General features: G+C 42.0%; 29 protein-coding genes, 2 rRNA genes and 1 pseudogene. 14 read left to right on the top strand and 18 right to left on the bottom strand.

The annotated features are described in order from the left end of the window. From AAA942_RS09590 to AAA942_RS09560, 7 genes are all read left to right on the top strand, one after another. Window positions 1-233: ribosomal RNA gene (locus tag AAA942_RS09590) — 23S ribosomal RNA — on the top strand; the annotation flags it as partial. A gap of 142 nt (window positions 234-375) precedes the next feature. Continuing rightward, window positions 376-487, top strand: a 5S ribosomal RNA gene (rrf, locus tag AAA942_RS09585). 352 nt (window positions 488-839) lie between these two features. Next, window positions 840-2,081 carry a dihydroorotase gene (locus AAA942_RS09580; protein WP_338220016.1) on the top strand — a complete coding sequence of 414 codons (1,242 nt, stop codon included), beginning with the start codon at window positions 840-842 and terminating at the stop codon, window positions 2,079-2,081. Continuing rightward, window positions 2,074-2,586, top strand: a complete 513-nt coding sequence (locus AAA942_RS09575) for a DUF4199 domain-containing protein (protein ID WP_338220015.1) — start codon at window positions 2,074-2,076, stop codon at window positions 2,584-2,586. The genes AAA942_RS09580 and AAA942_RS09575 overlap by 8 nt, the downstream gene beginning before the upstream one ends. Before the next feature lie 5 nt (window positions 2,587-2,591). Then, window positions 2,592-3,143, top strand: coding sequence for a DUF4199 domain-containing protein (locus tag AAA942_RS09570; RefSeq protein ID WP_338220014.1), 552 nt, complete (start codon window positions 2,592-2,594; stop codon window positions 3,141-3,143). A gap of 3 nt (window positions 3,144-3,146) precedes the next feature. Then, entirely contained in the window at window positions 3,147-4,106 is a 960-nt protein-coding gene (locus AAA942_RS09565; protein ID WP_338220013.1) for a glycosyltransferase family 2 protein, read from the top strand. Beyond that, window positions 4,106-5,068 carry a glycosyltransferase gene (locus AAA942_RS09560; protein ID WP_338220012.1) on the top strand — a complete coding sequence of 321 codons (963 nt, stop codon included), beginning with the start codon at window positions 4,106-4,108 and terminating at the stop codon, window positions 5,066-5,068. The genes AAA942_RS09565 and AAA942_RS09560 overlap by 1 nt, the downstream gene beginning before the upstream one ends. Here AAA942_RS09560 and AAA942_RS09555 read toward each other — a convergent pair. The 11 genes and pseudogenes from AAA942_RS09555 to AAA942_RS09505 all read right to left on the bottom strand — a co-directional run bounded on the left by AAA942_RS09555 (window position 5,065) and on the right by AAA942_RS09505 (window position 11,404). Then, window positions 5,065-5,829 (bottom strand): class I SAM-dependent methyltransferase, encoded by a 765-nt coding sequence (locus AAA942_RS09555; RefSeq protein ID WP_338220011.1) that lies wholly within the window; start codon window positions 5,827-5,829, stop codon window positions 5,065-5,067. The genes AAA942_RS09560 and AAA942_RS09555 overlap by 4 nt on opposite strands. Before the next feature lie 82 nt (window positions 5,830-5,911). Further along, window positions 5,912-7,275, bottom strand: a pseudogene (locus AAA942_RS09550) (IS3 family transposase). A 66-nt stretch (window positions 7,276-7,341) separates the two neighbouring features. Beyond that, window positions 7,342-7,719, bottom strand: a complete 378-nt coding sequence (locus AAA942_RS09545; protein ID WP_338220010.1) for a hypothetical protein — start codon at window positions 7,717-7,719, stop codon at window positions 7,342-7,344. A 106-nt stretch (window positions 7,720-7,825) separates the two neighbouring features. Next, complete coding sequence (locus AAA942_RS09540; RefSeq protein WP_338220009.1) at window positions 7,826-7,978, bottom strand: Arc family DNA-binding protein; 153 nt, start codon at window positions 7,976-7,978, stop codon at window positions 7,826-7,828. Beyond that, on the bottom strand, window positions 7,971-8,474 hold the full coding sequence (locus AAA942_RS09535) for a hypothetical protein (protein WP_338220008.1): 504 nt from the start codon (window positions 8,472-8,474) through the stop codon (window positions 7,971-7,973). The genes AAA942_RS09540 and AAA942_RS09535 overlap by 8 nt, the downstream gene beginning before the upstream one ends. A gap of 12 nt (window positions 8,475-8,486) precedes the next feature. After that, window positions 8,487-9,335 carry an SPFH domain-containing protein gene (locus tag AAA942_RS09530; RefSeq protein WP_338220007.1) on the bottom strand — a complete coding sequence of 283 codons (849 nt, stop codon included), beginning with the start codon at window positions 9,333-9,335 and terminating at the stop codon, window positions 8,487-8,489. A 117-nt stretch (window positions 9,336-9,452) separates the two neighbouring features. Continuing rightward, window positions 9,453-10,409, bottom strand: a complete 957-nt coding sequence (gene ftsY / locus AAA942_RS09525; protein ID WP_338220006.1) for a signal recognition particle-docking protein FtsY — start codon at window positions 10,407-10,409, stop codon at window positions 9,453-9,455. A 93-nt stretch (window positions 10,410-10,502) separates the two neighbouring features. Beyond that, window positions 10,503-10,655 carry a DUF4295 domain-containing protein gene (locus AAA942_RS09520; protein WP_338220005.1) on the bottom strand — a complete coding sequence of 51 codons (153 nt, stop codon included), beginning with the start codon at window positions 10,653-10,655 and terminating at the stop codon, window positions 10,503-10,505. Between the two features lie 37 nt (window positions 10,656-10,692). Further along, window positions 10,693-10,875: a 50S ribosomal protein L33 gene (gene rpmG, locus AAA942_RS09515; protein ID WP_026950880.1), complete on the bottom strand. Its 183-nt coding sequence runs from the start codon at window positions 10,873-10,875 to the stop codon at window positions 10,693-10,695. Window positions 10,876-10,907: 32 nt separating this feature from the next. Further along, window positions 10,908-11,150, bottom strand: coding sequence for a 50S ribosomal protein L28 (gene rpmB / locus AAA942_RS09510; RefSeq protein WP_338220004.1), 243 nt, complete (start codon window positions 11,148-11,150; stop codon window positions 10,908-10,910). A 101-nt stretch (window positions 11,151-11,251) separates the two neighbouring features. Next, window positions 11,252-11,404, bottom strand: a complete 153-nt coding sequence (locus AAA942_RS09505; protein WP_338220003.1) for a DUF5522 domain-containing protein — start codon at window positions 11,402-11,404, stop codon at window positions 11,252-11,254. A gap of 65 nt (window positions 11,405-11,469) precedes the next feature. On the opposite strand from AAA942_RS09505, the gene rocD reads away from it, so the two are divergent. From rocD to AAA942_RS09475, 6 genes are all read left to right on the top strand, one after another. Then, on the top strand, window positions 11,470-12,741 hold the full coding sequence (rocD, locus tag AAA942_RS09500) for an ornithine--oxo-acid transaminase (protein ID WP_445083329.1): 1,272 nt from the start codon (window positions 11,470-11,472) through the stop codon (window positions 12,739-12,741). A gap of 69 nt (window positions 12,742-12,810) precedes the next feature. Further along, complete coding sequence (locus AAA942_RS09495; RefSeq protein WP_338220002.1) at window positions 12,811-13,464, top strand: HAD family hydrolase; 654 nt, start codon at window positions 12,811-12,813, stop codon at window positions 13,462-13,464. Between the two features lie 5 nt (window positions 13,465-13,469). After that, window positions 13,470-14,438, top strand: coding sequence for a porphobilinogen synthase (hemB, locus tag AAA942_RS09490; RefSeq protein WP_338220001.1), 969 nt, complete (start codon window positions 13,470-13,472; stop codon window positions 14,436-14,438). A gap of 675 nt (window positions 14,439-15,113) precedes the next feature. After that, the gene (locus AAA942_RS09485) at window positions 15,114-16,376 is read left to right on the top strand and encodes an ammonium transporter (protein ID WP_445083336.1); all 1,263 of its coding nucleotides are present in this window, start codon (window positions 15,114-15,116) and stop codon (window positions 16,374-16,376) included. A gap of 114 nt (window positions 16,377-16,490) precedes the next feature. Next, complete coding sequence (locus AAA942_RS09480) at window positions 16,491-17,666, top strand: porin (protein ID WP_338219999.1); 1,176 nt, start codon at window positions 16,491-16,493, stop codon at window positions 17,664-17,666. 370 nt (window positions 17,667-18,036) lie between these two features. After that, window positions 18,037-18,318, top strand: coding sequence for a hypothetical protein (locus AAA942_RS09475; protein WP_338219998.1), 282 nt, complete (start codon window positions 18,037-18,039; stop codon window positions 18,316-18,318). A gap of 48 nt (window positions 18,319-18,366) precedes the next feature. On the opposite strand, the gene AAA942_RS09470 is transcribed toward AAA942_RS09475, so the two are convergent. Together AAA942_RS09470 and dnaK are read right to left on the bottom strand one after the other, a co-directional pair. After that, complete coding sequence (locus AAA942_RS09470) at window positions 18,367-18,741, bottom strand: co-chaperone GroES (RefSeq protein WP_338219997.1); 375 nt, start codon at window positions 18,739-18,741, stop codon at window positions 18,367-18,369. A gap of 109 nt (window positions 18,742-18,850) precedes the next feature. Continuing rightward, window positions 18,851-20,764 carry a molecular chaperone DnaK gene (gene dnaK, locus AAA942_RS09465; protein WP_338219996.1) on the bottom strand — a complete coding sequence of 638 codons (1,914 nt, stop codon included), beginning with the start codon at window positions 20,762-20,764 and terminating at the stop codon, window positions 18,851-18,853. Window positions 20,765-21,191: 427 nt separating this feature from the next. Here dnaK and AAA942_RS09460 point away from each other — a divergent pair, with 427 nt between their 5' ends. Further along, a complete protein-coding gene (locus AAA942_RS09460; protein WP_338219995.1) occupies window positions 21,192-22,001 on the top strand; it encodes an MOSC domain-containing protein in 810 nt (269 codons plus the stop codon). A gap of 66 nt (window positions 22,002-22,067) precedes the next feature. Here AAA942_RS09460 and AAA942_RS09455 read toward each other — a convergent pair whose 3' ends face one another. The 5 genes from AAA942_RS09455 to AAA942_RS09435 all read right to left on the bottom strand — a co-directional run bounded on the left by AAA942_RS09455 (window position 22,068) and on the right by AAA942_RS09435 (window position 25,901). Next, the gene (locus AAA942_RS09455; RefSeq protein WP_338219994.1) at window positions 22,068-22,811 is read right to left on the bottom strand and encodes a DUF6733 family protein; all 744 of its coding nucleotides are present in this window, start codon (window positions 22,809-22,811) and stop codon (window positions 22,068-22,070) included. A gap of 277 nt (window positions 22,812-23,088) precedes the next feature. Next, window positions 23,089-24,114 carry a uroporphyrinogen decarboxylase gene (hemE, locus tag AAA942_RS09450; protein WP_338219993.1) on the bottom strand — a complete coding sequence of 342 codons (1,026 nt, stop codon included), beginning with the start codon at window positions 24,112-24,114 and terminating at the stop codon, window positions 23,089-23,091. A gap of 108 nt (window positions 24,115-24,222) precedes the next feature. Beyond that, on the bottom strand, window positions 24,223-24,729 hold the full coding sequence (locus AAA942_RS09445; protein WP_338219992.1) for a hypothetical protein: 507 nt from the start codon (window positions 24,727-24,729) through the stop codon (window positions 24,223-24,225). 71 nt (window positions 24,730-24,800) lie between these two features. Then, window positions 24,801-25,313: a hypothetical protein gene (locus AAA942_RS09440; RefSeq protein ID WP_338219991.1), complete on the bottom strand. Its 513-nt coding sequence runs from the start codon at window positions 25,311-25,313 to the stop codon at window positions 24,801-24,803. Between the two features lie 3 nt (window positions 25,314-25,316). After that, entirely contained in the window at window positions 25,317-25,901 is a 585-nt protein-coding gene (locus AAA942_RS09435) for a hypothetical protein (RefSeq protein ID WP_338219990.1), read from the bottom strand. Window positions 25,902-25,912: the final 11 nt, after the last annotated feature.

Here is a 25,912-nt window from a genome sequence, read left to right as displayed (position 1 = left end):
TAGTACGAGAGGACCGGGTTGGACTGACCGCTGGTGTACCGGTTGTGGTGCCAACTGCACTGCCGGGTAGCTACGTCGGGAAGAGATAAGCGCTGAAAGCATCTAAGTGCGAAACTCCCCTCAAGATGAGACTTCCATATAGGGTCCTGGGAGACGACCAGGTTGATAGGCTGCAGGTGTAAAGTCAGCAATGGCATAGCTGAGCAGTACTAATTGCCCGAAAGCTTACCTACGGTTTGTTACAGTTTCTACGAAATATGTTAAAATGCTGGATGTCGGATGTCGGATGACCGATGAAAGACAAAAGCAGAACTTAAGAAATTATGTGTACGCATGATCATCCGTCAACGGACATCGGTCATCGGACATCAAGATTTAGGCGGCCTAGCGCAGGGGTCCCACCTCTTCCCATCCCGAACAGAGAAGTTAAGCCCTGCAGCGCCGATGGTACTGGGGTTACACCCGGGAGAGTAGGTCGCCGCCACTTTATTCTAAAAGCCCTTCGATAACCCGAAGGGCTTTTGACGTTTAGGGGTGATAAGAATAAAGACACTAGACACAAGACACAAGACCTAAGACCTATAAAGGAAACTTTTACATCTTTGCGCACAGGAAAGTAGTCTAAAATACATATGTGGCCAAAATAAGATTCAAGCAAGCTTTTTTCTAAACAGATTTCTATTGAAAATTCTTTTTGCAGTTATGTGGCATTAATTCTGATATCTGGCCTTATTTGCCAATTAGTGATTCATTTGTTTCAATTTTCACTGTACTAGTTTTCACCATAGAACATTTCATTTTAGGGAATATTATTGCAGTTTTGCACTAAATCTTAATGGATGTCAGTTTTATTTAAGAATCTCAGATTTATCCGCGACGGAAAAATTTCCGAACCCAAAAACTATTTTTTCAATGATCAGTCTTTCGGAGAACTGGTCAATTATTCAGAATCAGAGTTCAAGGAAATAATTGATTGCTCTTCATATTTTGCTTCTTCTGGCTGGATAGATCTACGTTGTGGTCTTGGCGAACCTGGACAAGAATATCGGGAAACAGTGAAAACCCTCTGTGAAAGCTTGATTTCTTCTGGTTTTGTTCATGCAGTCATTATGCCAAATACTGATCCCGTTATTCAATCCAAAAATGAAGTGGATTTTGTCCTAAATAGATCTAAAAAATTTGGGATAGATCTTGAAATCATGGGAGCTGTTACCAAGAATACCTTGGGAGAAGATTTAACCGAGATTCTTGATATGCACTTCCAATCTGGGGTAAAGATTTTTGGAGATGGGATTAAGCCTCTTTCCAATTCCGATCGATATATGAAGATTTTGCAGTATCTCCAGAAATTTGATGGAATCCTGTTTGATCATGCTTATGATCCCCTTCTTTCAATATTTGGACAAATGCATGAAGGGGAAATATCTACTCAACTAGGAATGAAAGGAATTCCAAACCTTTCCGAGGATATTGCTATTCAAAGAAATCTTGAAATTCTTCGCTATACAGGTGGAAGGGTTCATTTTCAGACCTTAAGTACTAGAAAAGGGGTAGAATTGATTAGGAAAGCTAAAGCTGAGAATCTCAATGTTACCGCTGATACTAGCATCTACCAACTTATTTTTGGAGATGAAAATCTGACTACTTTTGATTCTAATTATAAGGTGAATCCTCCTTTCAGGTCAGAATCCGATAGATCGGCCTTGATCGATGGAATCTTGGATGGAACCATTGATGCTCTTGTTTCTAACCATCAACCCCAAGATTTTGATTCTAAATTTTCAGAGTTTGATTTGGCATCCTTTGGGATGACAGGATTACAGACTTTTCTACCGGCATTGGTTCAGCTTTCTCAAGAATTGAGTTGGGAATTGTTAATTGAAAAAATCACAAGCGGACCGTCAAAAGTTATCGGGTCGCAAAATGATTCTGTGACTATTTTCGATCCTAACCAAGCTTGGATTTATGATGAAAAATCAAATAAATCCCTTTCCTCTAATCATCCTTGGTTTGGGAAAAGTCTTACTGGACAGGTAAAGTTTGTATTTCAAAAGGGATACCTCCACAGAGTAAATGAATAAATACCTTAAAACTGCCTATCAATTCGGTGTTTTAGGTGGTGCACTCAGTTTGATTTCCTTTTTTTTACTTCGGTTTTTAAGCCCAGATCCGACTAACCTTAGTTTGATTTTTGGTTATGTACTTATTCCAGTCGCAGTTTTTTTAGCGATTAAGTTTTTTAAGGAATATTCCAATAATGGATTTCTTTCTTTCGCGGAAGGAATGACTATTGGATTTGTAACCTATACTATGATTGGAATATTATCCACTCTGGGGATTTGGCTCATTCTTTCTCTAATGCCGGATTTTTTTCAATTAATTAAAGAATCAAAGGTCCAAGTTTTACAAGAAAATAGGGACATGATTATTTCCCAGGTAGGTGAAACATCATTTAACTATACTCAAGAAAGTATAAAATCATTAACCTCTTGGGATATAGCCTTCAATGATGGACTTTGGAAAATCATCCCCGGAATGTTTTTTAGCATTATTATTTCAATTATTTTAAGAAAAAATCCAATTTAAGCACTATGGAAGGACAAACACAATCCCCTTTTCAAGCAGCTGTCAAACCAGGAATTACGATGGGTTTGATCGCGATGGCAGTTACTTACATTGCCTATTTTATTGATTCCAGTCTACTCGCCTCAGGGTGGTTTTTCTTGGTGTCAATAGTCATCTTCTTTGTACTCATTATTTATTTTGGAAAGCAATACAGGGCCGAACTGGGTGGTTTTATGTCTTTTGGCACCGCTTTTAACTTCAGTTTTATCACCATGGTGGTTTCTGGACTTGTATCTTCTATTGGCTCCATTCTTCTTTTTCATGTCATAGACCCCAGCCTTCCCCAAGTTTTGGCTGATCTTACATTTGAAAACTCCTTGAGTATGATGGAAAGATTCGGAGCTAATCCAGACTCGATTCCTCCGGATCAATTGGAAGAAATGCGAGCGAATTCTGCTTCTGGATTTACTTTGGCTGGACAAATAAAAGGTTTTGGCTTTAGTCTGATATTCTATGCCATACTTGCATTAATTTTGGGAGCTATCTTAAAGAAAAGAGATAAGTCCCTAGATTATTAATCCATGATTCAGATCTCCGTCGTAGTTCCAGTATTCAACGAGGAAGAATCTTTGCCAGAATTGACCCAATGGATCAGCCGTGTGATGACTCAGCACGGCTTTTCTTATGAGGTCATATTGATCAATGACGGAAGTACAGATCGATCTTGGGAAGTGATCCAAAATCTTTCAGGAAATAATAAATTCCTTAGAGGGCTTAATTTCACCAGGAACTATGGGAAATCTGCGGCATTGGATGCGGGATTCAGAAGAGCAGAAGGTGAAGTTGTCATCACCATGGATGCGGACCTCCAAGATAGTCCTGATGAAATTCCCGAACTCTATGAAATGATCAAAGGAGGCCTTGATGTTGTTTCGGGTTGGAAAAAGGAAAGACACGACCCCATTTCAAAAACGATACCCAGCAAATTCTTTAACGGAGTCACCCGCTGGATTTCGGGTATACAGCTTCATGATTTCAATTGCGGGCTAAAGGCCTACCGAAATAAGGTGGTGAAAAATATTACCATTTACGGTGAAATGCATCGGTATATTCCCCTGTTGGCCAAGTGGAATGGTTTTCAGAAAATCGGTGAAAAAGTAGTGCAGCATCAAGCTAGAAAGTACGGCTACTCCAAGTTTGGACTTGAACGTTTTCTGAATGGTTTTTTGGATTTGATCAGCGTATCTTTTGTCCATAGATACAAAAAGAAGCCCATGCACTTTTTTGGTACCTTGGGCACCTTATCTTTCTTGAGTGGATTTCTGATTACTTGTTGGTTGATATTTGAGAAGGTCTATGGCTTGAGCCGAGGAATAAAGGTCAGAGAAATCGTCGACCAACCTTTGTTTTTCTTGGCATTAGTGGCGATTGTGGTCGGTGTTCAGCTTTTTGTGACCGGATTTATCGCCGAATTGATGACTTCCTCCAATTCCAAGGAAGCGGAGTACAAAATTGATGAAGAAATCAATTTTGATTTCTGATGTTCTTCTCCATCATTATTCCAGTTTTCAACCGACCTGATGAAATCAGAGAGTTGCTATCGAGTATTTCCACCCAAGATTTCTTGGATTTTGAGGTGATCGTAGTGGAAGATGGTTCTACTGTTGATTCAGAAGAGATTTGTCGTGACTTTGAATCCAGTTTTTCGCTTTGCTATATTTTTCAGGAAAATTCCGGACAGGGTTTTGCCAGGAATCATGGGATGAGAAAAGCCCAAGGTGAATTTTTTATCATCTTAGATTCTGATGTGGTTTTGCCTAGTGATTACTTGGGCAAGGTCTTTCGGGCCATTCAAAGACGGAAATTGGATGCTTTTGGCGGGCCTGATGCGGCTGATTCTGATTTTTCTGACCTTCAGAAAGCTATGGATTTTGCCATGACTTCTTTTTGGACCACAGGAGGGATACGAGGAAAGTTAAAAGACCCTGCAAAATATCAGGCCAGGGGATTTAATATGGGGGTTTCTAGGCGTGTTTTTGAAGAGATCGGAGGATTTGCAGATCCAAATCAGGGTGAAGATATTGAGTGGAGTATTCGAATAAAAAAGGCGGGCTTTAAGCTGGAGCTGATCAAGGAAGCCTTTGTTTACCATAAGCGAAAAAATACACTAATAAGTTTTGCAAAGCAGGCTTTTTCATTTGGTAGAAATCGGGTGAATGTATCTAGGTATCATCCAGAGGCGATTCAGTTGGTTCATTGTCTTCCCACTGGTTTTCTGATTTTTTTGATTTCTATTCCGGTTTTTGGCTTGATTTATACCCCAATTGCTAAGCTTGAATTATTAGCATTGGGGTTTTGGTCCATGGCCATCTTAGTCAGCTCTGGCAACAGGTTTGGAAGTGTTTCCGTGTCTCTTTTGAGTTGGGCAACATCGATAATCCAGTTGGTATCCTATGGTGCAGGATTACTGTTGGAAAGGGTAAAAAAATCAATCGCCGGCTAGTTTCCCTTTTTACAAACGAAAAGAGTTTCGTTTGGTGCTAGGGCGTATTTCTTAACCAAATCCACGGGAAGCTCCTTTACGAACTGGTTTTCTTCGATTTGCAGTCCGGATTTTCTTAGTCTTTCGGCGTAATCCAAACCAAATTTTCTGACATGATCCCGTTGACCAAAAAGCTTTTCCCGCTCTGCGGGATCAGTTACCTTGGGATCTTCCAGCGTTTTTTCCAAGGGATAAACGGGAGATTGCAGAATCCCCCAACCATTTGGTTTCAAAACCCGATTAAACTCACTGCAGGCAAGTAGGTCATCTTCCACATGCTCGAGTACATGATTACAAAAAATCACATCAAAGGTGTTTTCGGGAAAGGGGATAGAATGAACATCCATTTTCACTTTTGCCAGTGGCGATTCGATGTCCGCGGTGATATAATCTAAATTTGGAAGCTTTTCGAATCTTGAGATAAAGCAATGCTCTGGAGCAATATGGAGAACTTTTAAAGGAGCTTTAAAAAAATCTGTGTTTTCCTGTAAAAAAAGCCACATCAATCTGTGCCGCTCCAAAGAAAGACAAGAAGGACAAAGCGCATTTTCTCTCGCAATTCTTCCATAAGGCAGAAATTTCTTGTAGCTGGATTCGCAAACCGGACATTTGACTTGGGTTCCCCTATTTGCCACTGAGGCGATTTTCAAGGCTATTGGACTAATTCGTTGTAAAAGAGGCCTTGGGACAAATCGAATTACAAAACTGATGAGGGCTTTCATGGGATGTATTTGGCCCTAAAATTACCAAAATAAAATAAAAGCCACCTTCTGAGAAATGGACTAGCCCCCAAAAGTTGGACGGTTAAGAATGATTTAAATTTAGAGAAAGAGCTCGGTATTGTACCGGGCTTTTTCCATTTAGGTTGGATTTAATCCGATGATGGTTGTAATAATGGATGTATTGATTGATTTCTTTTTTGAGTTGGTGAATAGACTGGTACTTTTTCATGTAGAACAGCTCTGATTTGAGAGTTCCAAAGAAGTTTTCAATGACTGCGTTGTCGAGACAGTTCCCTTTTCTGGACATACTGATTTGGATGTTTCTGTCTTTGAGTAGCTGCTGGTATCGCTTCATTTGATAGTGCCATCCCTGATCAGAGTGCAGGATAGTTGTAGAGTTTTCGTTCCCTTGTTTTTTCACTTTTTTGACCATATCCAGGACATGCTTGAGTTGAGGCCTGTCAGCCAAAGTATAGGATATGATTTCCCCGTTGTACAGATCCAGGATCGGCGACAGATAGAGTTTCTTGTCTTTAACCTTGAACTCGGTGATATCAGTGACCCACTTTTGTTCGGGCTGATCTGCTTTGAAGTTTCGTTGGAGGATATTAGGCGCTATTTTACCCTGTTCTCCCCGGTAGGAAACGTACTTTTTGGCTCTTATCAGACTTTTAAGTCCAAGTTCCCGCATCAGGCTGAAAACGGTTTTGTGATTGATCGCATAGCCTCTGTTCTTGAGTTCCAGATGGATTCTTCGGTAGCCATATCGGCCTTTGTGAAGCTGATAGATCTGCTTGATTTCCTTTCTGACCGTCTGGTGTTTATCCGGTTTGCGGAGTTGGTTGAGATGATAGTAGAAGGTGCTTCGTGCCATCCCAGCATGCTTGAGAAGCTTGACCAATGCATGCTGCTGCCTTAATTCTTGGATGATTTGCGTTTTTCTTCTTTCCCGCTTTCGGATTGAATCAAGGCATGAAGCTTTTTTAGGTAGGCGTTTTCAGCTCTCAGATCTGCCAGCTCTTCCAGGAGCTGTTCTTCTCGGGTCAGGGGTCTTTTGGGCTTTCTGGGCATAGCAGGGTTTCTTGTTTTTGGCCTGCCTCGTCGCTCAACTTTCAACGCTTCTGGGCCAAAGGAATCATAAAGAAGCAGCCATTTTTTCAGTGTGGAATCGCTGGCAATCCGGAACTGGCGACTGGCTTCTTTTAAAGATAAAGAATCTTTCCTTACTGTAAGAACTACCCGAAGTTTGAATTCAGGGCTGTAGTGCCTATTGCTAGGCAACAGCCCATCAATCCCATGAAGACGGTAAAAGTGAACCCACCGATTTATCAGAGAATCCGTGATGTGGAATTTGATACTCAGGGAATCTACCGACTCCTTCCCCTTGATGATTTGATGAACAACTTGAAGTTTGAAGTCGACATCATACTTGATTTTTCTGCTCATAGAAATGCCCCCAATAAGTGTCCAACTTTTTGGGGGCAGATCAAAAAAGGTGGCTTAATGGTTTGGTTAAGGATTATCTTTTTTGGACTCTATATACTCTTTCAATTTCTCGATGTTCTTTTCCTCCTTTTCGATTTTCTTGTTTAGATCAGATAAGGTCTTGGTATGTTTGGATACCTTATCCGGGGAAAGGTTACCTTTTGAGTTTTCCTTATCAAATTTCTTCCGTTTTTTCTGAAGTGAATCCTTCATTTTTTTGAGCTTTTGCTCTGATTTTTCAAGATCAATTTCGGCCTTTTGGAGAGATTCTGTTTCCTTCAATAGTTTCTTTTCCTCCTTAGTCAATTCAGCTTTGGGTTTTTGAGAAAAGGAAGGAAAAGTTGGCGCCAAATATGCCGTGAATACAAAAATTACCGCAAGCAATACTTTATTGAAATTTTTCATGGTAGAATTGTTTATTTAAACTTCTTTGAATTTATCAGAAAAGCAACGGAAAAGAAAGAAAGAATAAATGGATTCTGAAGGGATTTGATGAATCCATTCAAAAGACCTATTTAGGAAGCCTTCCTGCTTTTTTGAGAGCTTCCCGGACGATCCATTCCAACTGACCATTTGCACTTCTGAATTCGTCTGCAGCCCATTTTTCGATTGCATTGAGCATATCCTCATCAAGTCTCAATGCAAATGCTTTCTTCTTAGCCATACTCTTCAGAATCTAGCCAGTCTTGCAAAAAGGCCTTGAGTTCCTGACCTCTTTGTGTGCCAATCATAATTTTTTTCTTTTCTCCTATATCCAAAAGAATCCCTTCGTCTCCAATGATGCTGTATGCCTTTGTTGTTCTGTTTCCTTTTAGCCCCCAGCCTCCATAATCGGTCAAAGGGCTGTAATTGATGACTTGGATCTCCCGGATTTGGGTCCTTGGGAATGATCTCCAAGAGGAAATGAATGGGAAAAACCGGAATTTGACTCCATAATCATCAATTCGGGTTTCCAGTCGGATGATCATCAAAAACATGAATACCAAAGACACGATCAGTATGACAGCTCCGATCCCCCAAACTCCCTCATTTGTCCCCTTTTCAGTGTTCCACACCAAGGTGGAAACCAAGAGGATTATCGGAAGTTCGATGACCAAAATTAGGTACATGACCCAAGTCCCTTTGTAGGACTGCATTTCTTTGAACACATGATTTGCCATGATCACATTAGTTTATTGGTGAAGGGTGCCGACGTTCAATACAGGATTGGCGCTTTTGTCTGAGCAAAGCACTACCATAAGATTGGAGACCATAGTGGCTTTCTTTTCTTCATCGAATTCGATAATGCCTTTTTCTCCCAAATCAGCCAAAGCCATTTCTACCATGCCGACAGCGCCATCTACAATCTTTCTTCGGGCAGCTACAATGGCTGTAGCCTGCTGTCTTTGGAGCATGGCAGAGGCGATTTCGGAAGCATAAGCCAGATGAGAGATTCTCGCTTCTATTACCTTAATGCCAGCGTGATTCAACCGCTCCACGATTTCTGCTTCCAGTGAATGATTTACTTCTTCGACACCTGATCGGAGTGTTATTTCAGCATTTTCAGCCTCAAAATCATCATAAGGATACTTTCCTGCCATTTTTCTTACAGCTGCGTCCGTCTGCAAGTGGACGAAATTTTCATAATCCTCTACATCGAATGTGGCCTTGAAGGTGTCTTCCACCTGCCACACCACAATTGTTCCTACCATTACAGGATTTCCTATTTTATCATTGACTTTGAGTGGCTTATTCTCAAAGTTTCTTACTCGCAAGGAGATTTTCTGTTTGGTCATGAAAGGATTCACCCAGAAGAAGCCGTTGGCTTTGACAGTGCCTTTGTAGGCTCCAAAGAGGATTAATACCATTGCTTTGTTTGGCTGGAGAGTAAAGAATCCTGGTAAAATCAGGATAAAAACAGGGATTAATACTGCTCCCAACCAGATAATCTGATTGAAGAAAGCCCATACGATGGCAGGGATAAGGGCCAATGCTAAGAATAGCATCAAATAGCCGGATAGAGGTGTGCTAGTTTTCTCCATTTCAATATGATATTAAATTGATATCAATGTGAATAACGCAAAAAAAATTTAAATGGTTATTCTTTTCAAAAAAAAATCCTCCAAATTTTTTGGAGGATTTCAGATTGACTTGAGAATTTACTTCTTTTTGAATAGGGAATCGACGAATTCCTTTCGGTTAAATATTTGGAGATCGGTCATTTTTTCTCCCACGCCTATGTATTTGACCGGGATTTTGAACTGGTCAGATATCCCGATGACCACACCGCCTTTGGCCGTTCCGTCTAACTTGGTGATGGCCAAAGAGGTCACTTCCGTAGCTTTTGTGAATTCTTTCGCTTGAATAAATGCGTTTTGCCCGGTCGACCCATCGAGCACCAGCATGATTTCATGGGGTGCATCCGGAATGAACTTCTGCATGACCCGCTTGATTTTGCTCAGCTCATTCATCAGGTTGACTTTGGTATGCAACCTTCCTGCCGTATCTACGATAACCACATCTGCCTTAGCTTCAACAGCTTGCTTTACAGCATCGAAGGCTACCGAGGCGGGATCTGTATTCATTCCATGAGAGACGACCGGGACACCTACCCGATTACCCCATAGGATCAGCTGATCCACGGCCGCTGCTCTGAATGTGTCCGCAGCCCCGAGAATGACAGATTTTCCTGCATTTTTAAACAGGTTAGCTAATTTGCCAATGGTGGTCGTTTTGCCAACCCCGTTTACTCCCACGACCATAATGACGTAGGGTTTTTTGTCCTCAGGAATATCAAAATCCAAAAAATCCTGGGAGTTGTTTTCTTCTAAGAGTCCAGCAATCTCTTCTCTCAGGATTTTGTCCAATTCTTCGGTATTGAGGTACTTGTCCTTGGCCACACGCTCCTCTATTCTTCGGATAATTTTGATAGTCGTGTCTACCCCTACATCCGAGGTGATTAGGATCTCTTCCAGTTCGTCTAGAATTTCTTCATCGACTTTGGATTTCCCGACTACCGCTTTACTGAGTTTGGAAAAGATAGACTCGCTGGTCTTTTGCAGTCCTTGGTCCAGACTTTCCTTTTTTTCTTTAGAGAAAAAGCCAAAGATTCCCATAGTTAGAATTGGATAGTTAAAAGTGAATATAACGAAAAAGTCCCTCTGAATAATTTCAGCAGGGACTTGTAAGCATTACGATGCACTTGGCAATTATTTTTTCAGGGTATCCTGTACCATTGTGGAAGGAACCATTTCTTCTTTGAAGGTATAAGCACCAGTCTTGTCAGACTTTACGGCACGAATTACTCTGGCGTAAGATACGCCACCTTCTTTTTTCAGGGTTGCTACTACTTTCTTAGCCATGTCTTTGTTGTTTAAGGGTGATTATACCCAGCTAAAATTATTTAATTTCTTTATGAACAGTTACTTTCTTCAGGATTGGGTTGAACTTTTTCAATTCCAATCTTTCCGTCGTGTTTTTTCTGTTCTTCGTTGTGATATATCTTGAAGTACCTGGCATGCCAGAGTTTTTGTGCTCTGTACACTCCAAAATCACTTGTACTCTGTTTCCTTTCTTAGCCATCTCGGTGTTGATTTAGGGGAATGTGACTTTGATTATTTAATTACAATCATACCCTTATCCTGCGCTTCTTTCAAAACGGCAGTGATACCTTTCTTATTGATTGTCTTCAATGCTTTAGAGCACACTTTCAAAGTGATCCATGCGTCTTCCTCAGGTACGTAGAAGCTCTTCTTGTGAAGATTTGGATAAAATCTACGCTTGGTTTTGTTGTTTGCATGGGACACGTTGTTACCTACTCGAGGTCTTTTGCCGGTAATGTCACAAACTTTTGCCATGATTATGTATCGTAATTGGTATGCGTTTCTGTAATGAGTCTGCAAATATCGGAACTTTTTGGGAATTACCAACAAAGCATTTTAAAAATTCCCCAATTTATTTACCCTTTCGGGTAGGGGCAGTGCCTACATCCGCTTCCACAGCAATAGCCTCTTTTCAAATGGTATTTCTCAGTGAAAACCATCAGGCCTTGTTCGTTGAAATAATAATCCTCCGGTGTAATTTTTGGGAGTGGCTTCTTTTCCGGTTTCATGGTTTGGCCCGAAGGCATTCATTATATTTGGAACTTGAAATAAACCTAGCAAAATTAACCAAATCATGGAAACGGTAACCTCCAGTCAACAAGCCATCCATCTAGAGGATCGCTACGGCGCGCACAATTATCACCCACTACCTGTCGTATTGTCCCGAGGAGAGGGAGTTTATCTTTGGGATGTTGAAGGGAAAAAATACTTTGATTTCCTTTCCGCTTATTCAGCAGTTAATCAAGGGCATTGTCATCCCCGAATAAAAGATGCGATGATTGAACAAGCCGGAACCCTGACTTTGACTTCGAGGGCTTTTTACAACGACATGCTTGGCCCTTTTGAAAAATACATTACAGAGTATTTTGGGTTTGACATGGTCTTGCCCATGAATACAGGGGCAGAAGGAGTAGAGACTGCATTGAAGCTTGCTCGGAAATGGGGCTATGAGAAAAAAGGTGTCGCCGAAAATCAGGCTAAAATCATTGTGGCCGAAAACAACTTCCATGGACGAACCACCACCATTATTTCATTCTCCAATGATGCCAATGCCAGAAAAAGCTTTGGTCCATTCACCGATGGCTTTATTCGCATACCTTATAATAATGTAGAGGCACTAGAAGATGCCTTAAAAATAGAAGGGGTAGTTGCCTTTTTGGTCGAGCCGATACAAGGTGAGGCCGGCGTATATGTGCCTTCAGAGGATTTTATCAGAAAATCCAAAGAGGCTTGTGCCAAAAGTAATGTGCTCTTTATTGCAGATGAAATTCAAACAGGAGTAGCAAGAACAGGGTCACTTCTGGCCGTATGCGGTAATTGTACCTGCGAAGGACACTGTGAAAGACAAGAAACCTACACCAAACCCGACATTCTGATTTTAGGTAAAGCGCTCTCCGGAGGATTTTATCCAGTATCGGCTGTATTGGCCGATCGGTCGGTGATGGAAGTAATCAAGCCTGGGCAGCACGGTTCTACTTTCGGCGGAAATCCTCTTGGGGCCAAAGTCGCCATGACAGCCTTGGAAGTAGTAAGAGATGAGAAATTGGCCCTGAATGCCAGAAAGCTCGGTAGACTTTTCCGGGAAAGAATGCAGCGTGTGGTCGATAAGTATGCTATTGCTAAATTGGTAAGAGGAAAAGGTCTCCTCAATGCAGTAGTAATCAATGATTCTCCAGAAAGTACCACTGCTTGGGATATTTGTGTGAAGCTTGCAGAGAATGGACTCTTAGCCAAGCCGACTCATGGAAATATCATTCGATTTGCGCCTCCTTTGGTAATGACTGAAGAACAGCTGCATGAATGCTGCGATATCATTGAAAAAGTAATCTCAGAATTTAATTCCTAATCGTAATCAGTATTCCGGACTTCGTGTTTCTTTAAACGGAAAGCGAAGTCCTTTTTATTTCCTTAACCTATGGGCAAAGCAGTGATTTTTGATATGGACGGGGTGATTTGTCACACCAACCCCTTTCATTCTCAAGCGTTTAGATTTTTTTTCGAAAAAAGAGATCTTTTTCCGACAGAAGAGGAGTTTCAAGAGCATATGTATGGAAAAAACAATGGGTATATCTTAAGTCATTTTTTGGGAAGAGAGATCAAGGGAGAGGAATTAGAAGAATTGGAGTTTGAGAAGGAAAGCCTTTTCCGGGAGATCTATCAGCATCATGTAGAACCTATTCCCGGTTTTATGCCGTTTTTCCACAGCCTGAAAGAGTTTGGATTTAAGTTGGGAGTGGCTACATCGGCTCCATTTGCCAATTTGGAATTGATCGGGGGGCGCCTGAATCTCTTTCCATTTTTACATTCCGCACTAGCTAGCGAACATGTGACTAAACACAAGCCAGACCCAGAGGTTTATATAAAAACAGCAAAAAATCTGGGGATTGATGCTTCGGATTGTGTAGTTTTTGAGGATTCCTTTTCTGGGGTCACTGCCGCTAAAAATGCCGGGATGAAGGTGGTTGGCGTGCTATCCAGTCATACTAAAGATCAACTTCCGGAGTGTGACGACTATCTGCAGGACTATATTTCCATCACTCCCCAAATAATTAGTAATCTATTGGGCTAAATATTATGCAAAGAAGACCTAGAAGAAACAGAAAATCCGAATCAGTAAGGAATTTAGTAGAAGAGACTCAGCTTTCGGTCAAGGATCTGATTTTTCCGATGTTTTTGGTAGAAGGAACCAATCAAAAAATAGAGGTGGCCTCTATGCCTGGAATATATCGCTACTCTACTGACTTGATGTTGAAGGAAATTGAAGCATGCATGAAGTTGGGAATTACAGCAGCAGATGTCTTCCCTGCCTATCCGGAATCCAAAAAGGATAAAATAGCCTCAGAAAGCTATAATCCAGAGACCTTTTATTTAAAAGCTCTTCGGGAAATCAAAAAGAACTTCCCAGAACTATGTCTGATGTCCGACGTCGCCATGGATCCTTACAGCAGCGATGGGCATGATGGATTAGTGAAAGATGGAAAGATCCTTAACGATGAGACTTTGGAGATCTTGGCCAAAATGTCTTTGGCACAGGCAGAAGCAGGAGTTGATATTCTAGGACCTTCAGATATGATGGATGGGCGTGTGGGATATATTCGTGAAGCTTTGGACCAAAATGGATTTACGGAAACATCCATCATGTCTTACACTGCAAAATATGCGAGCGCATTCTATGGGCCTTTTCGGGATGCTTTGGACTCTGCTCCTAAGTTTGGTGACAAAAAGACTTATCAGATGAATCCAGCCAATAGTCAAGAGGCATTAATTGAGGCGGATTTGGATATGGAAGAAGGGGCCGATTTTTTAATGGTCAAGCCGGCTTTGAGCTATTTGGACATTATCAAACTGCTAAGCGACAACTATCCTCTCCCCATTGCTGCCTATAATGTGTCCGGAGAGTATAGTATGATTAAGGCTTCTGCTGAAAGAGGTTGGATTGACGGGGAGCGAGCCATGTTAGAAATGCTTACCTCCATCAAGAGATCCGGTGCAAAAATCATTCTTACCTATTTTGCGAAGGAATTTGCCAGCCTTCAAAAGTAACTGTTTCCCTGTGCCTGTTCTTTTCTCTTCAATGAATGAGTCTGAATAGTCATTTAATTTGATCGAAGTTGATCGCTTTTCTTTATCGAAGAGTTGGAGAATCTGATTGACTCTCTATTTGAGCCGAGGCTTGGTTTTGATTTCACCCATTATTATCAAAAACTAGGATTATATCTGATTTTTGGGGGTAGATTTTGATCCTATGGTTTCCAATTTTTGCGCTTTTCGGAGTTTATGGTTGAAAAAAATATCAAAAAATATCAAATTATGTTTTTCATAATCCCTTGTAAACTCATGTAAATTCTGAATATTTCAAAAATGCAGAATTTTATTCTGCAAATATTATCCATAAATTAATTTTATTTTAAAAATAAATTAGCGTAATCGATTCCAAAGAATTTTTTGAATCTCAGCCAAATTTTATTTTATCACCAATTGGGTCAATTTTTAGCTCTATTTTTTATAATAATTGAAAAAATGGCAAAAAATGGTTTAAAAATGAATGTAATAGTCTCTTTTTAATGCGTTTAGTTTAAAAATGGGTTTGTTTTTTTAAAAATTTTATAATTAGATTCATCCTGAGCTTTTGCTCTCAAACCTATCATAAATTCTGTATTAACTACAAAATTTAACCTAAAACCTATGAAGTATTTTGCAAGCGTAGTGGCCAATGACATGGCCACAATGGATTTGACATTAGAGCTGTCGAAAAATGTGCTTTCGACCAACAATGTCTGGATGATGCTTTCCACCGCCTTGGTCTTTATCATGCACCTTGGATTTGCTGGAGTGGAAGCAGGATTTGGCCAAGCCAAAAACACAGTCAATATTCTGTTCAAGAATACCGTCACCCCAATCATCGGTATCATCTCTTATGCCGCTGTCGGGTTTTACCTCATGTACCCTGGATTTGAAGTGCCTGGTTGGCTCTCCTTTGATGGGGCAGGGTGGAACCTTTTTTGGTTCGCACCCTCCACTGCAGATGTATCTGCGGGATATGCCGACGGGGGGTATACCTATTGGACTGACTTTCTTTTTCAAGCCATGTTTGCTGCTACGGCGGCTACCATAGTTTCTGGAGCCATTGCCGAGCGGGTAAAACTTGGTGCTTACCTTATTTTCACCCTGTTTTTTGTAGGACTTGTATATCCTATCATCGGTAGTTGGAAATGGGGCGGTGGCGCATTGGATGAAATGGGTTTTTATGATTTCGCTGGAAGTACACTAGTCCATTCTGTTGGAGGCTGGGGTGCTTTGGCAGGGGTGATCTTGGTTGGGCCAAGAATCGGAAAATATGTCAATGGGAAAACCGTGGAGAAACCGGGAGCAAGTGTTCCTTTGGCTGTAATCGGGGTCTTTTTGCTTTGGCTAGGTTGGTTTGGATTCAATGGAGGATCTGTCCTTTCTGCTGATCCCGGATTGGTTTCCTTTGTCTTGGTTACCACTTCCCTGGCGGCATGTGCCGGCGGATTGGGGGGATTTTTGGCTGCTTACTTTGCATTCAAAAGATTGGACTTGGGCATGGTTCTCAACGGTATTCTTGCCGGATTGGTGTCCATTACAGCGGGCGCTGATGTGATTAACCCTGCAGGTGCTGTACTGGTGGGCTTTATCGGGGGGATTTTGGTAGTTGGATCTGCAGTTCTTCTGGATAAGTTCAAATTAGACGATGTAGTGGGCGCTGTCTCAGTACACCTTACTTGTGGAATTTGGGGCACTTTGGCCGTCGGTATATTTTCTACCAATCCAGAGCATTCATTTCTCACCCAATTAATCGGTGTTGCAATCTGCGGGCTTACCGCATTTATTTCGGCCTTTGCTATTTTCTATCTGCTCAAAAAGACTGTAGGAATCCGAGTGTCTGAAGCTCATGAAAAAAGTGGCTTGGACTCTCACGAACATGGCATTCGGGGCTATACCATCGTCTTTGACGAATAAGAATCAAAAAAAATTCAATTAAGAACCCCTTCCGGAGAAAAAAACGCGACTCTCTTTCGACCGGATAGGGGCTCTATTGGTCAACTCTATCATTCACCAACACTCAAAATTAAAATGAAAAACCTATTCCTACTAATACTATGTGTGGTTTTGTCCACCTATCAAATTGTTTATGCTCAAGAAGAAACTATTGAAGAAGAAGCAGGCTCTTTGACCCTCTCTGGCTCAGTTGACGCTTATTTTAGAACCAATTTCAACGCTCCAAACAAAGGAGAAAATTTTCAAGCCCCAGCTTCATCATTCGGAAATCTGCCTGGATTTGCTTTGGGTATGGCCAATATCATAGCTACCTATGAAGGGAAAAAGGTCGGAGCCGTGGTGGATTTGGTCTTTGGTCCGAGAGGAGAGGATGCCGTATTTGGTTCTCCTCTTTACTCTGGAGGCTTTGCAGGAAGTTCACAAATTGTCAATCAGCTTTATGTTTACTGGAATGTCTCTGATAAGGTGACTTTGACCATGGGTAATTTCAATACTTTTTTGGGGTATGAAGTAATTTCTCCCACTGCAAACTTCAATTATTCCACCTCCTATATGTTTTCCTATGGGCCTTTTTCCCATACTGGCTTGAAAGCAAATATTCAATTGTCAGATAAGCTTTCATTTTTGGCAGCAGTCATGAATCCTACCGATATGACGGAATTCAACTTGAATGGTACTTACACTTTTGGAGGTCAGTTGGGCTACTCCACAGCATTGGGTAATACCTATTTGAATGTAGTCTATGGAGATCAGGATGGGACTCTTTCTGACAATGGTTTGCTTGAGCCAGGTCAGACCTCCTTAGGAAAGACATTTCAGATTGACTTGACTACCGGTTTTGATCTTTCAGATTTCTGGTATTTAGGTGTCAATACGACATATAATACTTCTGCCTCCGGAGAAATTTACACCGGTTCTGATATTCAGGATTCAGAGGGTGAAGGAGCTGGCTTTTATGGATTTGCCGGATATCTTCAAGCAAGGCCAAGTGAAAATTTTGGTATTGGACTGAGAGGGGAATACTTCAGTGTGTTCAATAGTGGTTTGGACGGCGTGGTCTCTACCGATTCAAATGGTGATGGAAATGTGTTTGCGGTTACTCTGTCAGGTAATGCAAAAATCGGTAAAAACCTCACCTTGATTCCAGAATTGAGGTTTGATACGATGAGTGATGACTATTTCCTTACCAAGGAATTAACTCCCTCCAAGGGTTTGGCCTCTTTCCTTTTGGCAGCGGTATTCGCATTTTAATTAAAAAATAAACAGGGTCAATTTTAGAATAAAGCCGGGGTGAATTTCACCTCGGCTTTTTCTCTTTATCGAAATTTTTGCGCATAAACGATTTATTTTTGAACCTCTGAAAAGAAATATGCGGTAGAAGTGGAATTTTCAGGCTTTAAAAATATCCTTTTGAATTATTGTAGTGATATTGTGAATTTTGAAATAATCTATCGATAAAAATTTAAAAGGGTGATTTTTTATCGGTTTTGAAACATTTTCTGGCAGGGATAGTATAGTTTTGTGTAACCCAAATACACTTGCTATGAAAATTTTACTGGTTGTTTTAGCTCTTATAATAGCCTCACCTTTACTTGCTCAAGACGGAGGGTTCGGGCCAAAAATGAAAAACGCCAAAATAGGGAAAATCACTAGTCCGCGCATTGCATTGGTCCATGAAGGGGAAATTTCTTCAACCAAGGGTCCAAAAGCAAAGAACACTGTGGTCTGGAATAAGGAGCCCCGAAAGAGATTAAATGTAGGTTTCAGAAAAGAAATCAATAATCCAAAAGGCCTTCAAGCAAAGAATACCAATCCTTGGGACAAGGAAAAACCTCAAGTGGATTCGAAAGCAGTCTATGAAGAACCTAAATCCATGAGATCTAAAAAAAGATGGATTCATTAAACATAAAAAACCGATCAGCCGATCGGTTTTTTGCTTTAATTGGGGTGATTATAAATCCTGTTCTCTTTCAAGCATTAGAATAGCTGCCTGGGATACGATAAAATATTTTTCACCTTCATACATGACCTCATGTGCACCAGAAAGTAAGAAGATAGCCAAATCTCCTTCTTTGGCTTGGAGGGGTACATATTTTACTTTTTCATCACTGTCCATCCAGGGTTCATGGTCCTCTACCGGCATTGGGATTGGATAGCCCGGTCCGGCTTTGATAATGTATCCCTGCTGCACTTTTTCCTTTTCCTGTACTCCCGGAGGCAGATAAAGTCCTGACCCGGTCTTTTCATTTGGTTTTTTCAACCGGATCAAAACCCGGTCTCCTACCACAATCAGTTTTTTCAGTTTGTTATCGGCAGTGAGTTGCATCCCGATTTGAGTTTATGATGAATGGATTTTTTTTGATCAAATCCCATTTGGTAGAAAAGAAGCGGCACCTGCCCAAGGACAGATGCCGCCAAGAAGGATTAATGATTCCTTATTTCTTGTCTTCGCTGACTTCTTCGTAATCTACGTCGGATACTCCGTCACCTGCATTGGAGCTGGCTCCTGCATCAGGTCCCGGCTGTTGTGCACCTGCACCTTGAGTGGCGTTGTACATTTCAGTGGAAGCAGCTTCCCAAGCCTTGTTCAAGTCTGCCATTGCTGAGTCGATACCTTCAAGGTTCTTGGCACCGTGGGCGGATTTCAAAGCTTCAAGAGCCGTATTGATATTGGACTTGTTTCCATCAGAAAGCTTGTCTCCAAACTCCTTCAGCTGCTTTTCAGTCTGGAAAATCAGGCTGTCTGCTTGATTGAGTTTTTCGATTTTTTCTTTTTCTGCTTTATCAGCAGCTGCATTGGCTTCTGCCTCGCGCTTCATTCTTTCGATATCGTCCTGAGACAAGCCGGAAGAAGCCTCGATCTTGATTTTTTGCTCCTTGCCGGTTCCTTTGTCTTTGGCTGATACGTTTAGAATACCATTGGCATCGATGTCGAAGGTTACTTCGATTTGAGGTACGCCTCTTGGTGCTGGCGGAATGTCAGAAAGCTGGAATCTACCAATTGATCGGTTGTCCTTAGCCAAAGGTCGCTCACCCTGAAGTACATGGATATCCACCGCAGGCTGATTGTCTGCTGCTGTTGAAAATACTTCAGACTTTTTGGTCGGGATAGTGGTATTAGCCTCGATTAGCTTGGTGAATACTCCTCCCATGGTTTCGATACCCAAGGATAGCGGAGTCACGTCCAAAAGAAGTACATCCTTAACTTCTCCAGTCAAAACCCCACCTTGAATAGCAGCACCAATAGCTACCACTTCGTCAGGATTTACTCCTTTTGAAGGCTTTTTACCAAAGAATTTTTCAACCTCTTCCTGGATTTTTGGAATACGGGTAGACCCACCTACCAAGATGACCTCGTCAATATCAGAAGCAGTCATTCCTGCATCCTGAAGCGCTTTTTTGCAAGGCTCCATGGATCTTCTTACCAAATTCTCAGACAGCTGTTCAAACTTGGCTCTGGAAAGATTTCTCACCAAGTGCTTTGGTCCGGTTTGGGTAGCTGTGATGTAAGGAAGGTTGATTTCAGTAGAAGCAGAGCTGGAAAGTTCGATTTTTGCCTTTTCGGCAGCTTCTTTCAATCGCTGAAGAGCCATAGGATCTTTTCTCAGGTCGATCTGCTCTTCTGTTTGGAATTCGTTGGCTAGCCAGTCGATGATTACTTGGTCAAAGTCGTCACCACCCAAGTGTACGTCACCGTTGGTGGATTTTACTTCGAATACTCCATCACCTAATTCAAGAATAGAAATATCGAATGTACCCCCTCCAAGGTCATACACTGCGATTTTCATATCCTGATTTTTCTTATCCATACCATAAGCCAAGGCGGCTGCAGTAGGCTCGTTGATGATTCGCTTCACTTCCAAACCAGCGATTTGCCCGGCTTCTTTGGTTGCCTGACGCTCAGCATCGTTGAAGTAAGCCGGTACAGTGATGACCGCTTCAGTGACTGTCTGTCCCAAGAAGTCCTCTGCGGTGCTCTTCATTTTCTGAAGGATCATGGCAGAAATCTCTTGAGGGGTATAAGATCTGTCACCGATTTTGATGGCTACCGTATCATTAGAGCCTTGCTCTACTTTGTAAGAAGCGTGTTTTTTCTCCTCAGATACTTCTGAGAATTTCTTTCCCATGAATCGCTTCACGGAGGAAATTGTATTGGCAGGGTTGGTGATTGCCTGACGCTTGGCCGGGTCACCTACTTTACGCTCTCCGTTTCCGTTGTCCAAGAAGGCCACGATAGAAGGGGTGGTTCTTCTTCCTTCGCTGTTTTGGATGACTACAGGCTCATTACCCTCCATTACTGCTACGCAGGAGTTGGTCGTACCCAAGTCAATGCCTATAATTTTTCCCATGATTATATAAGTTTATTAGTTTTCAGATGAATTACTCTCCCCCTGCTTCAATGCCTGTGCCATTGGATTATTTTTAATTTTTGGTGTCAGTTTGTCAGGCTTATGAGCCAAAGTTTCCCCGGATTTCTTTACTTGTGTCACGGATCAGGGGCAATTGACTGACTTTTCTGCCAATTCTTTTTTCTGCCATGCAGCTATTTTGGGAGATAAACCATCTTATGGGTATGAATCTGAAAACTGCTAATCTTAGGAGGAAAGAAAGGCTGCGATGGATCGGGGCTTTCGTCGTGGCGTGGGCAGTGATTTTTTTGTCAGCATATTTAGATAAAAGTGATTTTTTGATCTTCCTGTCCCAAGTTTCAGAGATTATTGAGGTCTTTTTGGGCTGATCGATTTTCCCGAAGTTGAATTGCCCTATTTTTACCCTATGAAAAAGAAGCTTATTCTTCAGGATATTTTTATTTATCCCATCAAATCCCTAGGTGGAATCCGATTGGCGGAGGGTCAGGTTGAGGAAAGAGGATTCCGATATGACAGGAGGTGGATGCTAGTCGATGAAACAGGGAGATTTGTGTCTCAGCGGGAATTTGCCAAATTGGCGCTTCTTCAGGTGGAGGTAGAGGAAAGTTGCCTTTTGGTTTACCAAAAAATGGACCCAAACCAACGCGTCCAAATTCCCCTGGATCGAGCGGAAGGCGAAGAAAGACAGGTAATCATTTGGGATGATGAGGTCACCGGAAAAGTGGTTAATGAGGAGTCCGGAAAATGGTTTTCGGAGTTTTTGGGCTTTAAGGTGGACTTGGTTGTAATGCCGGAAAGTTCGAGAAGAGCTGTGGATCCACGGTATGCTGTCAATGAAGAATCGGTCAGTTTTGCTGACGGAATGCCCTATCTTTTTATCGGACAAAGTTCCCTGGATGATTTGAACAGCAGACTACATCATCCTGTGCCGATGGATCGCTTTCGGCCCAACTTAGTGTTTTCCGGAGGAGAGCCCTTTTTGGAGGATCAGCTTCGGAAAGTGCAGATTGGAGAGGTAACTTTTCAATTGATCAAGCCCTGCGCAAGATGCGTCATGACTACCATAGATCAGGAAACGGGAATAAAAGGAAAAGAACCGCTGAAAACCCTTTCGACCTACCGTACGGTGAATAACAAGGTTATGTTTGGCCAAAATGCCGTGGCGCTTAATTTGGGAGTAGTAAAAGTCGGAGATGAGTTGATCTCCTTAGATTAGTGAGAAAAAGGGAAAGCCGGACTGCAATCAGCCCGGCTTTTTCTTGTAAGGTATTCAGTTGGTTGATTAGAAGCTAAATCCGGTAGTCAACTTAAAGAAGGAATCGTTGCCTTCGACCAAGTCGGTACCAAAAGAGAATCTGGCAAATGGTCCGCCTGTAGGCTTGCTGAATTGGACGTATGGACCGAGCCACTGATACACGTCTGTAGAAGTGTCCACATTGGAGCCTCCGGAATTGATCAAATGCTCATAGTGTGCACCAAAGGAGAAAAACTGACTCGCACGAAAGCCCAAATTCAGCCAATAATGCACATAAGACAGAGTAGTCCCAGCAGTAGGCGCCTCGTCCCGAAGGGGAGCGTAATAGCCAAAATAAAACTGTCCTTCCACTTTTTCTTTCAGCAAGTTGACTGTAAGGTTGGGGACGATCCCGTCGCCGAAAATGGCCGGACCTGCTGTGCCGGAACTGAGTAGATTTCCGCCAAGGAAACCAATCTGAGGATTAATCGTTAGTCCATCTCCAGCTTGGAAGTTGGCTCCCAGCCCGAACTCAGTCCAGTTGCCCCAGTTGGCGCCAGTGCCACCACCCCAGTGAATTCCGTAGAAAGTCAGGGCAGCTTTGTCCGAAAATCCATAGGAACCCTGAAATGTAGGGTAGAATCCGAAGAACTGATCGGAGTTTAGGGCTACGGAGAAGTTGAACTGTTTTTCTTCCTGAGCCAATGTCGTGCCTAGGCTCAAAATGAAAGCGGAAAGAACCGCCAAGGAAAATTTAATTCCTCTTGGTTTAAATTGTAACCAGTTTTTCATGAATTGATGTGTTTAGGTTTGAAATAGGTTTGATAGAAGGGTCATTTTGAAGATACGAGTAAAGAATTTTCAAAAGACGGTTTAAATTAATATCAAAAAATCAATAAAAATATATTTCTGTTAAAAAATCATTAAAAAAATTATCATAAATTATTATTTTTGTAATCATAAATAATATTTATTAAAAAAGCCGTAATCAAATAGGTGGCTTGAAGTTGGGCGAAGCACAAAAAAAAGAGGCTTCGACGAAGCCTCTTTAATTATTTTGTTTATCTGTTTAAGAAAACTCTTTCACTGTCTGAATGAAAACTTTGACCATCTCCGGATCGATATCCGGATAGAGCCCATGCCCAAGATTGGCAATATGTCGGCTTCCTTTAAATTCTTCCAACATGTCAAGAGTAGCTTTTCTCACCTGCTCCTCGTTACCATAAAGCGCAGCCGGGTCCAAGTTTCCTTGCAGGGTTTTAGAATCTCCGATTAATCTTCTGGATTCAGCGATGCCCATATTCCAATCGAGTCCGATGGTTTCGCAATTGAGTTTTCCCATTTCTTCTCTGGCGAAAAAGGCTCCCTTGGCAAATACCGTCACGGGCACCTCAGTAATCGCATCGCAGATTTGGGAAATGTATCTCAAGGAAAATTCCTCATATTGCTTGGGTCCCAAAATTCCCGCCCAGCTGTCAAAAATCTGAACCAGATCTGCTCCAGCTCGGATTTGAGCCTTGAGGTAATTGATCGTCGAATCGGTGATCAGCTGAAGTAACTTATGGGAAAATACAGGGTCCCGATAGAGTTTTTCCCTTGATTTGGAAAAGGTCTTGCTTCCGCTTCCTTCGACCATGTATGCAAAAATTGTCCAAGGTGCTCCTGCAAATCCAATCAGCGGAACTCTTCCCTTGAGGTTTTTTTTGGTAATCTGAATTGCATCGATGACGTATCGAAGATCATTTTCCCCATCAGCTACTCGGAGTTTTTTCAGATCAGATTCGCTGCGGACAGTTTCGGGAAACCATGGCCCGCGCTTTTCTACCATCTCGTAAGGCAAACCCATCGCCTCGGGAATTACCAAGATATCAGAAAAAATTATGGCTGCATCTACTCCCAGAATATCCACGGGCTGAATGGTCACCTCTGCAGCCAATTCTGGGGTCTGTGCCAATTCTATAAATCCGCTGACAGAATCCCGTACGGCTCTGTATTCAGGAAGAATGCGGCCGGCTTGACGCATAAGCCACACTGGAGTTCGTTCGGTTTTTTCACCTCTCGCTGCCCGAAGCAGCAGATCGTTTTGGAGTTGCATGCCGCAAAGATACGAGCCAATTCATTTTTTGGATGGCTTGCCTTCCAACAAAAAAGAAAGCGATGACTTTTTTTGTCATCGCTTTTTGATTCTGAAAGTTGAAGAGGATTAATTGAGCTTGATCTTCTGGAAGTCGGAATCCTTGATGCCCAGCATGTCGGTGACGGCCTCATAATCGGTCCAGTCGATTCTATTGGAAGCAAAATCACTCGGTACAATCACAATCCGAAACAATTGATCCTGAGTCCATTCAGGCCCTAAGATGGAATAGGAAATGGGGCCATCCAGAAACATTCTCACATCAAAACGGGTGAAATCGAAATTGTACACCAATATACCCTCTTCAAAGTAAACGGTCTGCGGTAAGGCTCTCCAAACCGGAGTTTGATTATCTACTTCCCAAAGAATATAGACCAGTGCCACGTCACTCTGCTCGGCAGGTGCTGGAAGTGTGAATAGGCCTTCATATCCATTTGCAGAGGTGAAATCGACTTCTACCTCATAGGTAGATCCCAAAATATTGATACCTGGCTCACCTTGGGGTCCTTCAGGTCCTGAACAGGCTTGGAAGACCAACAGTCCCACCAAAGCCAACATTGCAGTAAGTCTATTCATAGTTGTAGCGGTTTAGTTTCTGTTTTCACGGCAGGGATCGTGCCAAGGTTGATTAAGATTTCCTTAAGATTCTATTTAATTGGTGCAATCACCTGAACTTCAGACTCAGAAATGATTTTGTCGATATACACCCCGCTTAGGGTCCATCCGTATTTGGAAGCAAAATCTTGGAGTTGGGCTTTTACTTTCTCCGGACCAGGCATGACCCATTTGCTGCCTCGGATTTTGGCTAGGAGGTAGCGGTCTTCTTCAAAAGTTTTCCTTTCCAAATCCCCAGAAGCAAAAGGTAGATTGATTCCTACGAAGACTTCCATCATATCCAATTTTCCAGCTGGTTCTACATAATAGATCGTATGGATTTTGGTGCCGGGATTTAAAGCTTGAGCTTGCTCGATTTCCTGAAAGTTCTCCCTGAGCTTAGGGTCTTGGGGGGTTCCCCGGAAGGTTTTTCCAGCCAAAGTATCAGGTCTCTTCTCCACCAACTCGATTTCTATTGGGGTATTCCCACCCAGCTGGTCAAAAACGAAATATCCCCCAATCGCCAAAACCAAGAGAATAATTCCAAGGAAAGTTATTTTTTTCATGGCTTAAAAAAGATATCTCACACCTATTCCTCCTTGTCCCCGCATATTGATCCGATCAATCAATTCAAGATAAAGTCCGATTTCTGCAAAAACGCTGATGGGGAGTTCGTCAAAATAATATTCAGCTCCGGCAAATACCTCTGGGCCCAAATCAAAATTGGTCCTGGATTCGTTCAGGTTGGGATTTCCCGGCACACTTGGGGTAAGAAAATACCGATAATCCACGTAAGTGGTTCGGATTTGCACACCTGCTCCTGCGTATCCCAAAAGATAGCCTTGGGTGATTTCAAACATGTCCGTGAAATCCTCATGCAAAGCCATTCTGAAATTCAAAGAGATACCTCTTCGGGCAGAATGTCCTCCATAAATCGCATTGGACTCCGGAGGGTTGTTTTCAAATGCTTTTTGGTAGTATTCTCCGCTATTCACTCCACCCGAACCCAGCATGATCTCAAAGGACCAATAATCTTCAAAGAAATCTTTGTAGGTTAGGGAAAAGGGTTCTCCGAGTCTTACTCCAGCCCCTCTTTCTTGAGCATGCAGGAAGAAGGGGAATAGCAAAGCCAGCAGAAATAGTCTGAGTTTCATAGTCAAGTTGG

Source organism: Algoriphagus sp. oki45 (assembly GCF_036245605.1).
In the GTDB taxonomy this organism is placed as follows: Bacteria; Bacteroidota; Bacteroidia; order Cytophagales; family Cyclobacteriaceae; genus Algoriphagus.
This window is presented reverse-complemented; position numbering and strand designations above follow the sequence as displayed.

What these genes read in the sequence shown, in the direction of transcription:
- AAA942_RS09580 (WP_338220016.1), top strand. Translation starts at nt 840, where the DNA reads ATGTCAGTTTTATTTAAGAATCTCAGATTTATCCGCGACGGAAAAATT.
- AAA942_RS09575 (WP_338220015.1), top strand. Translation starts at nt 2,074, where the DNA reads ATGAATAAATACCTTAAAACTGCCTATCAATTCGGTGTTTTAGGTGGT.
- AAA942_RS09570 (WP_338220014.1), top strand. Translation starts at nt 2,592, where the DNA reads ATGGAAGGACAAACACAATCCCCTTTTCAAGCAGCTGTCAAACCAGGA.
- AAA942_RS09565 (WP_338220013.1), top strand. Translation starts at nt 3,147, where the DNA reads ATGATTCAGATCTCCGTCGTAGTTCCAGTATTCAACGAGGAAGAATCT.
- AAA942_RS09560 (WP_338220012.1), top strand. Translation starts at nt 4,106, where the DNA reads ATGTTCTTCTCCATCATTATTCCAGTTTTCAACCGACCTGATGAAATC.
- AAA942_RS09555 (WP_338220011.1), bottom strand. Translation starts at nt 5,829, where the DNA reads ATGAAAGCCCTCATCAGTTTTGTAATTCGATTTGTCCCAAGGCCTCTT.
- AAA942_RS09545 (WP_338220010.1), bottom strand. Translation starts at nt 7,719, where the DNA reads ATGAAAAATTTCAATAAAGTATTGCTTGCGGTAATTTTTGTATTCACG.
- AAA942_RS09540 (WP_338220009.1), bottom strand. Translation starts at nt 7,978, where the DNA reads ATGGCTAAGAAGAAAGCATTTGCATTGAGACTTGATGAGGATATGCTC.
- AAA942_RS09535 (WP_338220008.1), bottom strand. Translation starts at nt 8,474, where the DNA reads ATGGCAAATCATGTGTTCAAAGAAATGCAGTCCTACAAAGGGACTTGG.
- AAA942_RS09530 (WP_338220007.1), bottom strand. Translation starts at nt 9,335, where the DNA reads ATGGAGAAAACTAGCACACCTCTATCCGGCTATTTGATGCTATTCTTA.
- ftsY (WP_338220006.1), bottom strand. Translation starts at nt 10,409, where the DNA reads ATGGGAATCTTTGGCTTTTTCTCTAAAGAAAAAAAGGAAAGTCTGGAC.
- AAA942_RS09520 (WP_338220005.1), bottom strand. Translation starts at nt 10,655, where the DNA reads ATGGCTAAGAAAGTAGTAGCAACCCTGAAAAAAGAAGGTGGCGTATCT.
- rpmG (WP_026950880.1), bottom strand. Translation starts at nt 10,875, where the DNA reads ATGGCTAAGAAAGGAAACAGAGTACAAGTGATTTTGGAGTGTACAGAG.
- rpmB (WP_338220004.1), bottom strand. Translation starts at nt 11,150, where the DNA reads ATGGCAAAAGTTTGTGACATTACCGGCAAAAGACCTCGAGTAGGTAAC.
- AAA942_RS09505 (WP_338220003.1), bottom strand. Translation starts at nt 11,404, where the DNA reads ATGAAACCGGAAAAGAAGCCACTCCCAAAAATTACACCGGAGGATTAT.
- rocD (WP_445083329.1), top strand. Translation starts at nt 11,470, where the DNA reads ATGGAAACGGTAACCTCCAGTCAACAAGCCATCCATCTAGAGGATCGC.
- AAA942_RS09495 (WP_338220002.1), top strand. Translation starts at nt 12,811, where the DNA reads ATGGGCAAAGCAGTGATTTTTGATATGGACGGGGTGATTTGTCACACC.
- hemB (WP_338220001.1), top strand. Translation starts at nt 13,470, where the DNA reads ATGCAAAGAAGACCTAGAAGAAACAGAAAATCCGAATCAGTAAGGAAT.
- AAA942_RS09485 (WP_445083336.1), top strand. Translation starts at nt 15,114, where the DNA reads ATGGCCACAATGGATTTGACATTAGAGCTGTCGAAAAATGTGCTTTCG.
- AAA942_RS09480 (WP_338219999.1), top strand. Translation starts at nt 16,491, where the DNA reads ATGAAAAACCTATTCCTACTAATACTATGTGTGGTTTTGTCCACCTAT.
- AAA942_RS09475 (WP_338219998.1), top strand. Translation starts at nt 18,037, where the DNA reads ATGAAAAACGCCAAAATAGGGAAAATCACTAGTCCGCGCATTGCATTG.
- AAA942_RS09470 (WP_338219997.1), bottom strand. Translation starts at nt 18,741, where the DNA reads ATGCAACTCACTGCCGATAACAAACTGAAAAAACTGATTGTGGTAGGA.
- dnaK (WP_338219996.1), bottom strand. Translation starts at nt 20,764, where the DNA reads ATGGGAAAAATTATAGGCATTGACTTGGGTACGACCAACTCCTGCGTA.
- AAA942_RS09460 (WP_338219995.1), top strand. Translation starts at nt 21,192, where the DNA reads ATGAAAAAGAAGCTTATTCTTCAGGATATTTTTATTTATCCCATCAAA.
- AAA942_RS09455 (WP_338219994.1), bottom strand. Translation starts at nt 22,811, where the DNA reads ATGAAAAACTGGTTACAATTTAAACCAAGAGGAATTAAATTTTCCTTG.
- hemE (WP_338219993.1), bottom strand. Translation starts at nt 24,114, where the DNA reads ATGCAACTCCAAAACGATCTGCTGCTTCGGGCAGCGAGAGGTGAAAAA.
- AAA942_RS09445 (WP_338219992.1), bottom strand. Translation starts at nt 24,729, where the DNA reads ATGAATAGACTTACTGCAATGTTGGCTTTGGTGGGACTGTTGGTCTTC.
- AAA942_RS09440 (WP_338219991.1), bottom strand. Translation starts at nt 25,313, where the DNA reads ATGAAAAAAATAACTTTCCTTGGAATTATTCTCTTGGTTTTGGCGATT.
- AAA942_RS09435 (WP_338219990.1), bottom strand. Translation starts at nt 25,901, where the DNA reads ATGAAACTCAGACTATTTCTGCTGGCTTTGCTATTCCCCTTCTTCCTG.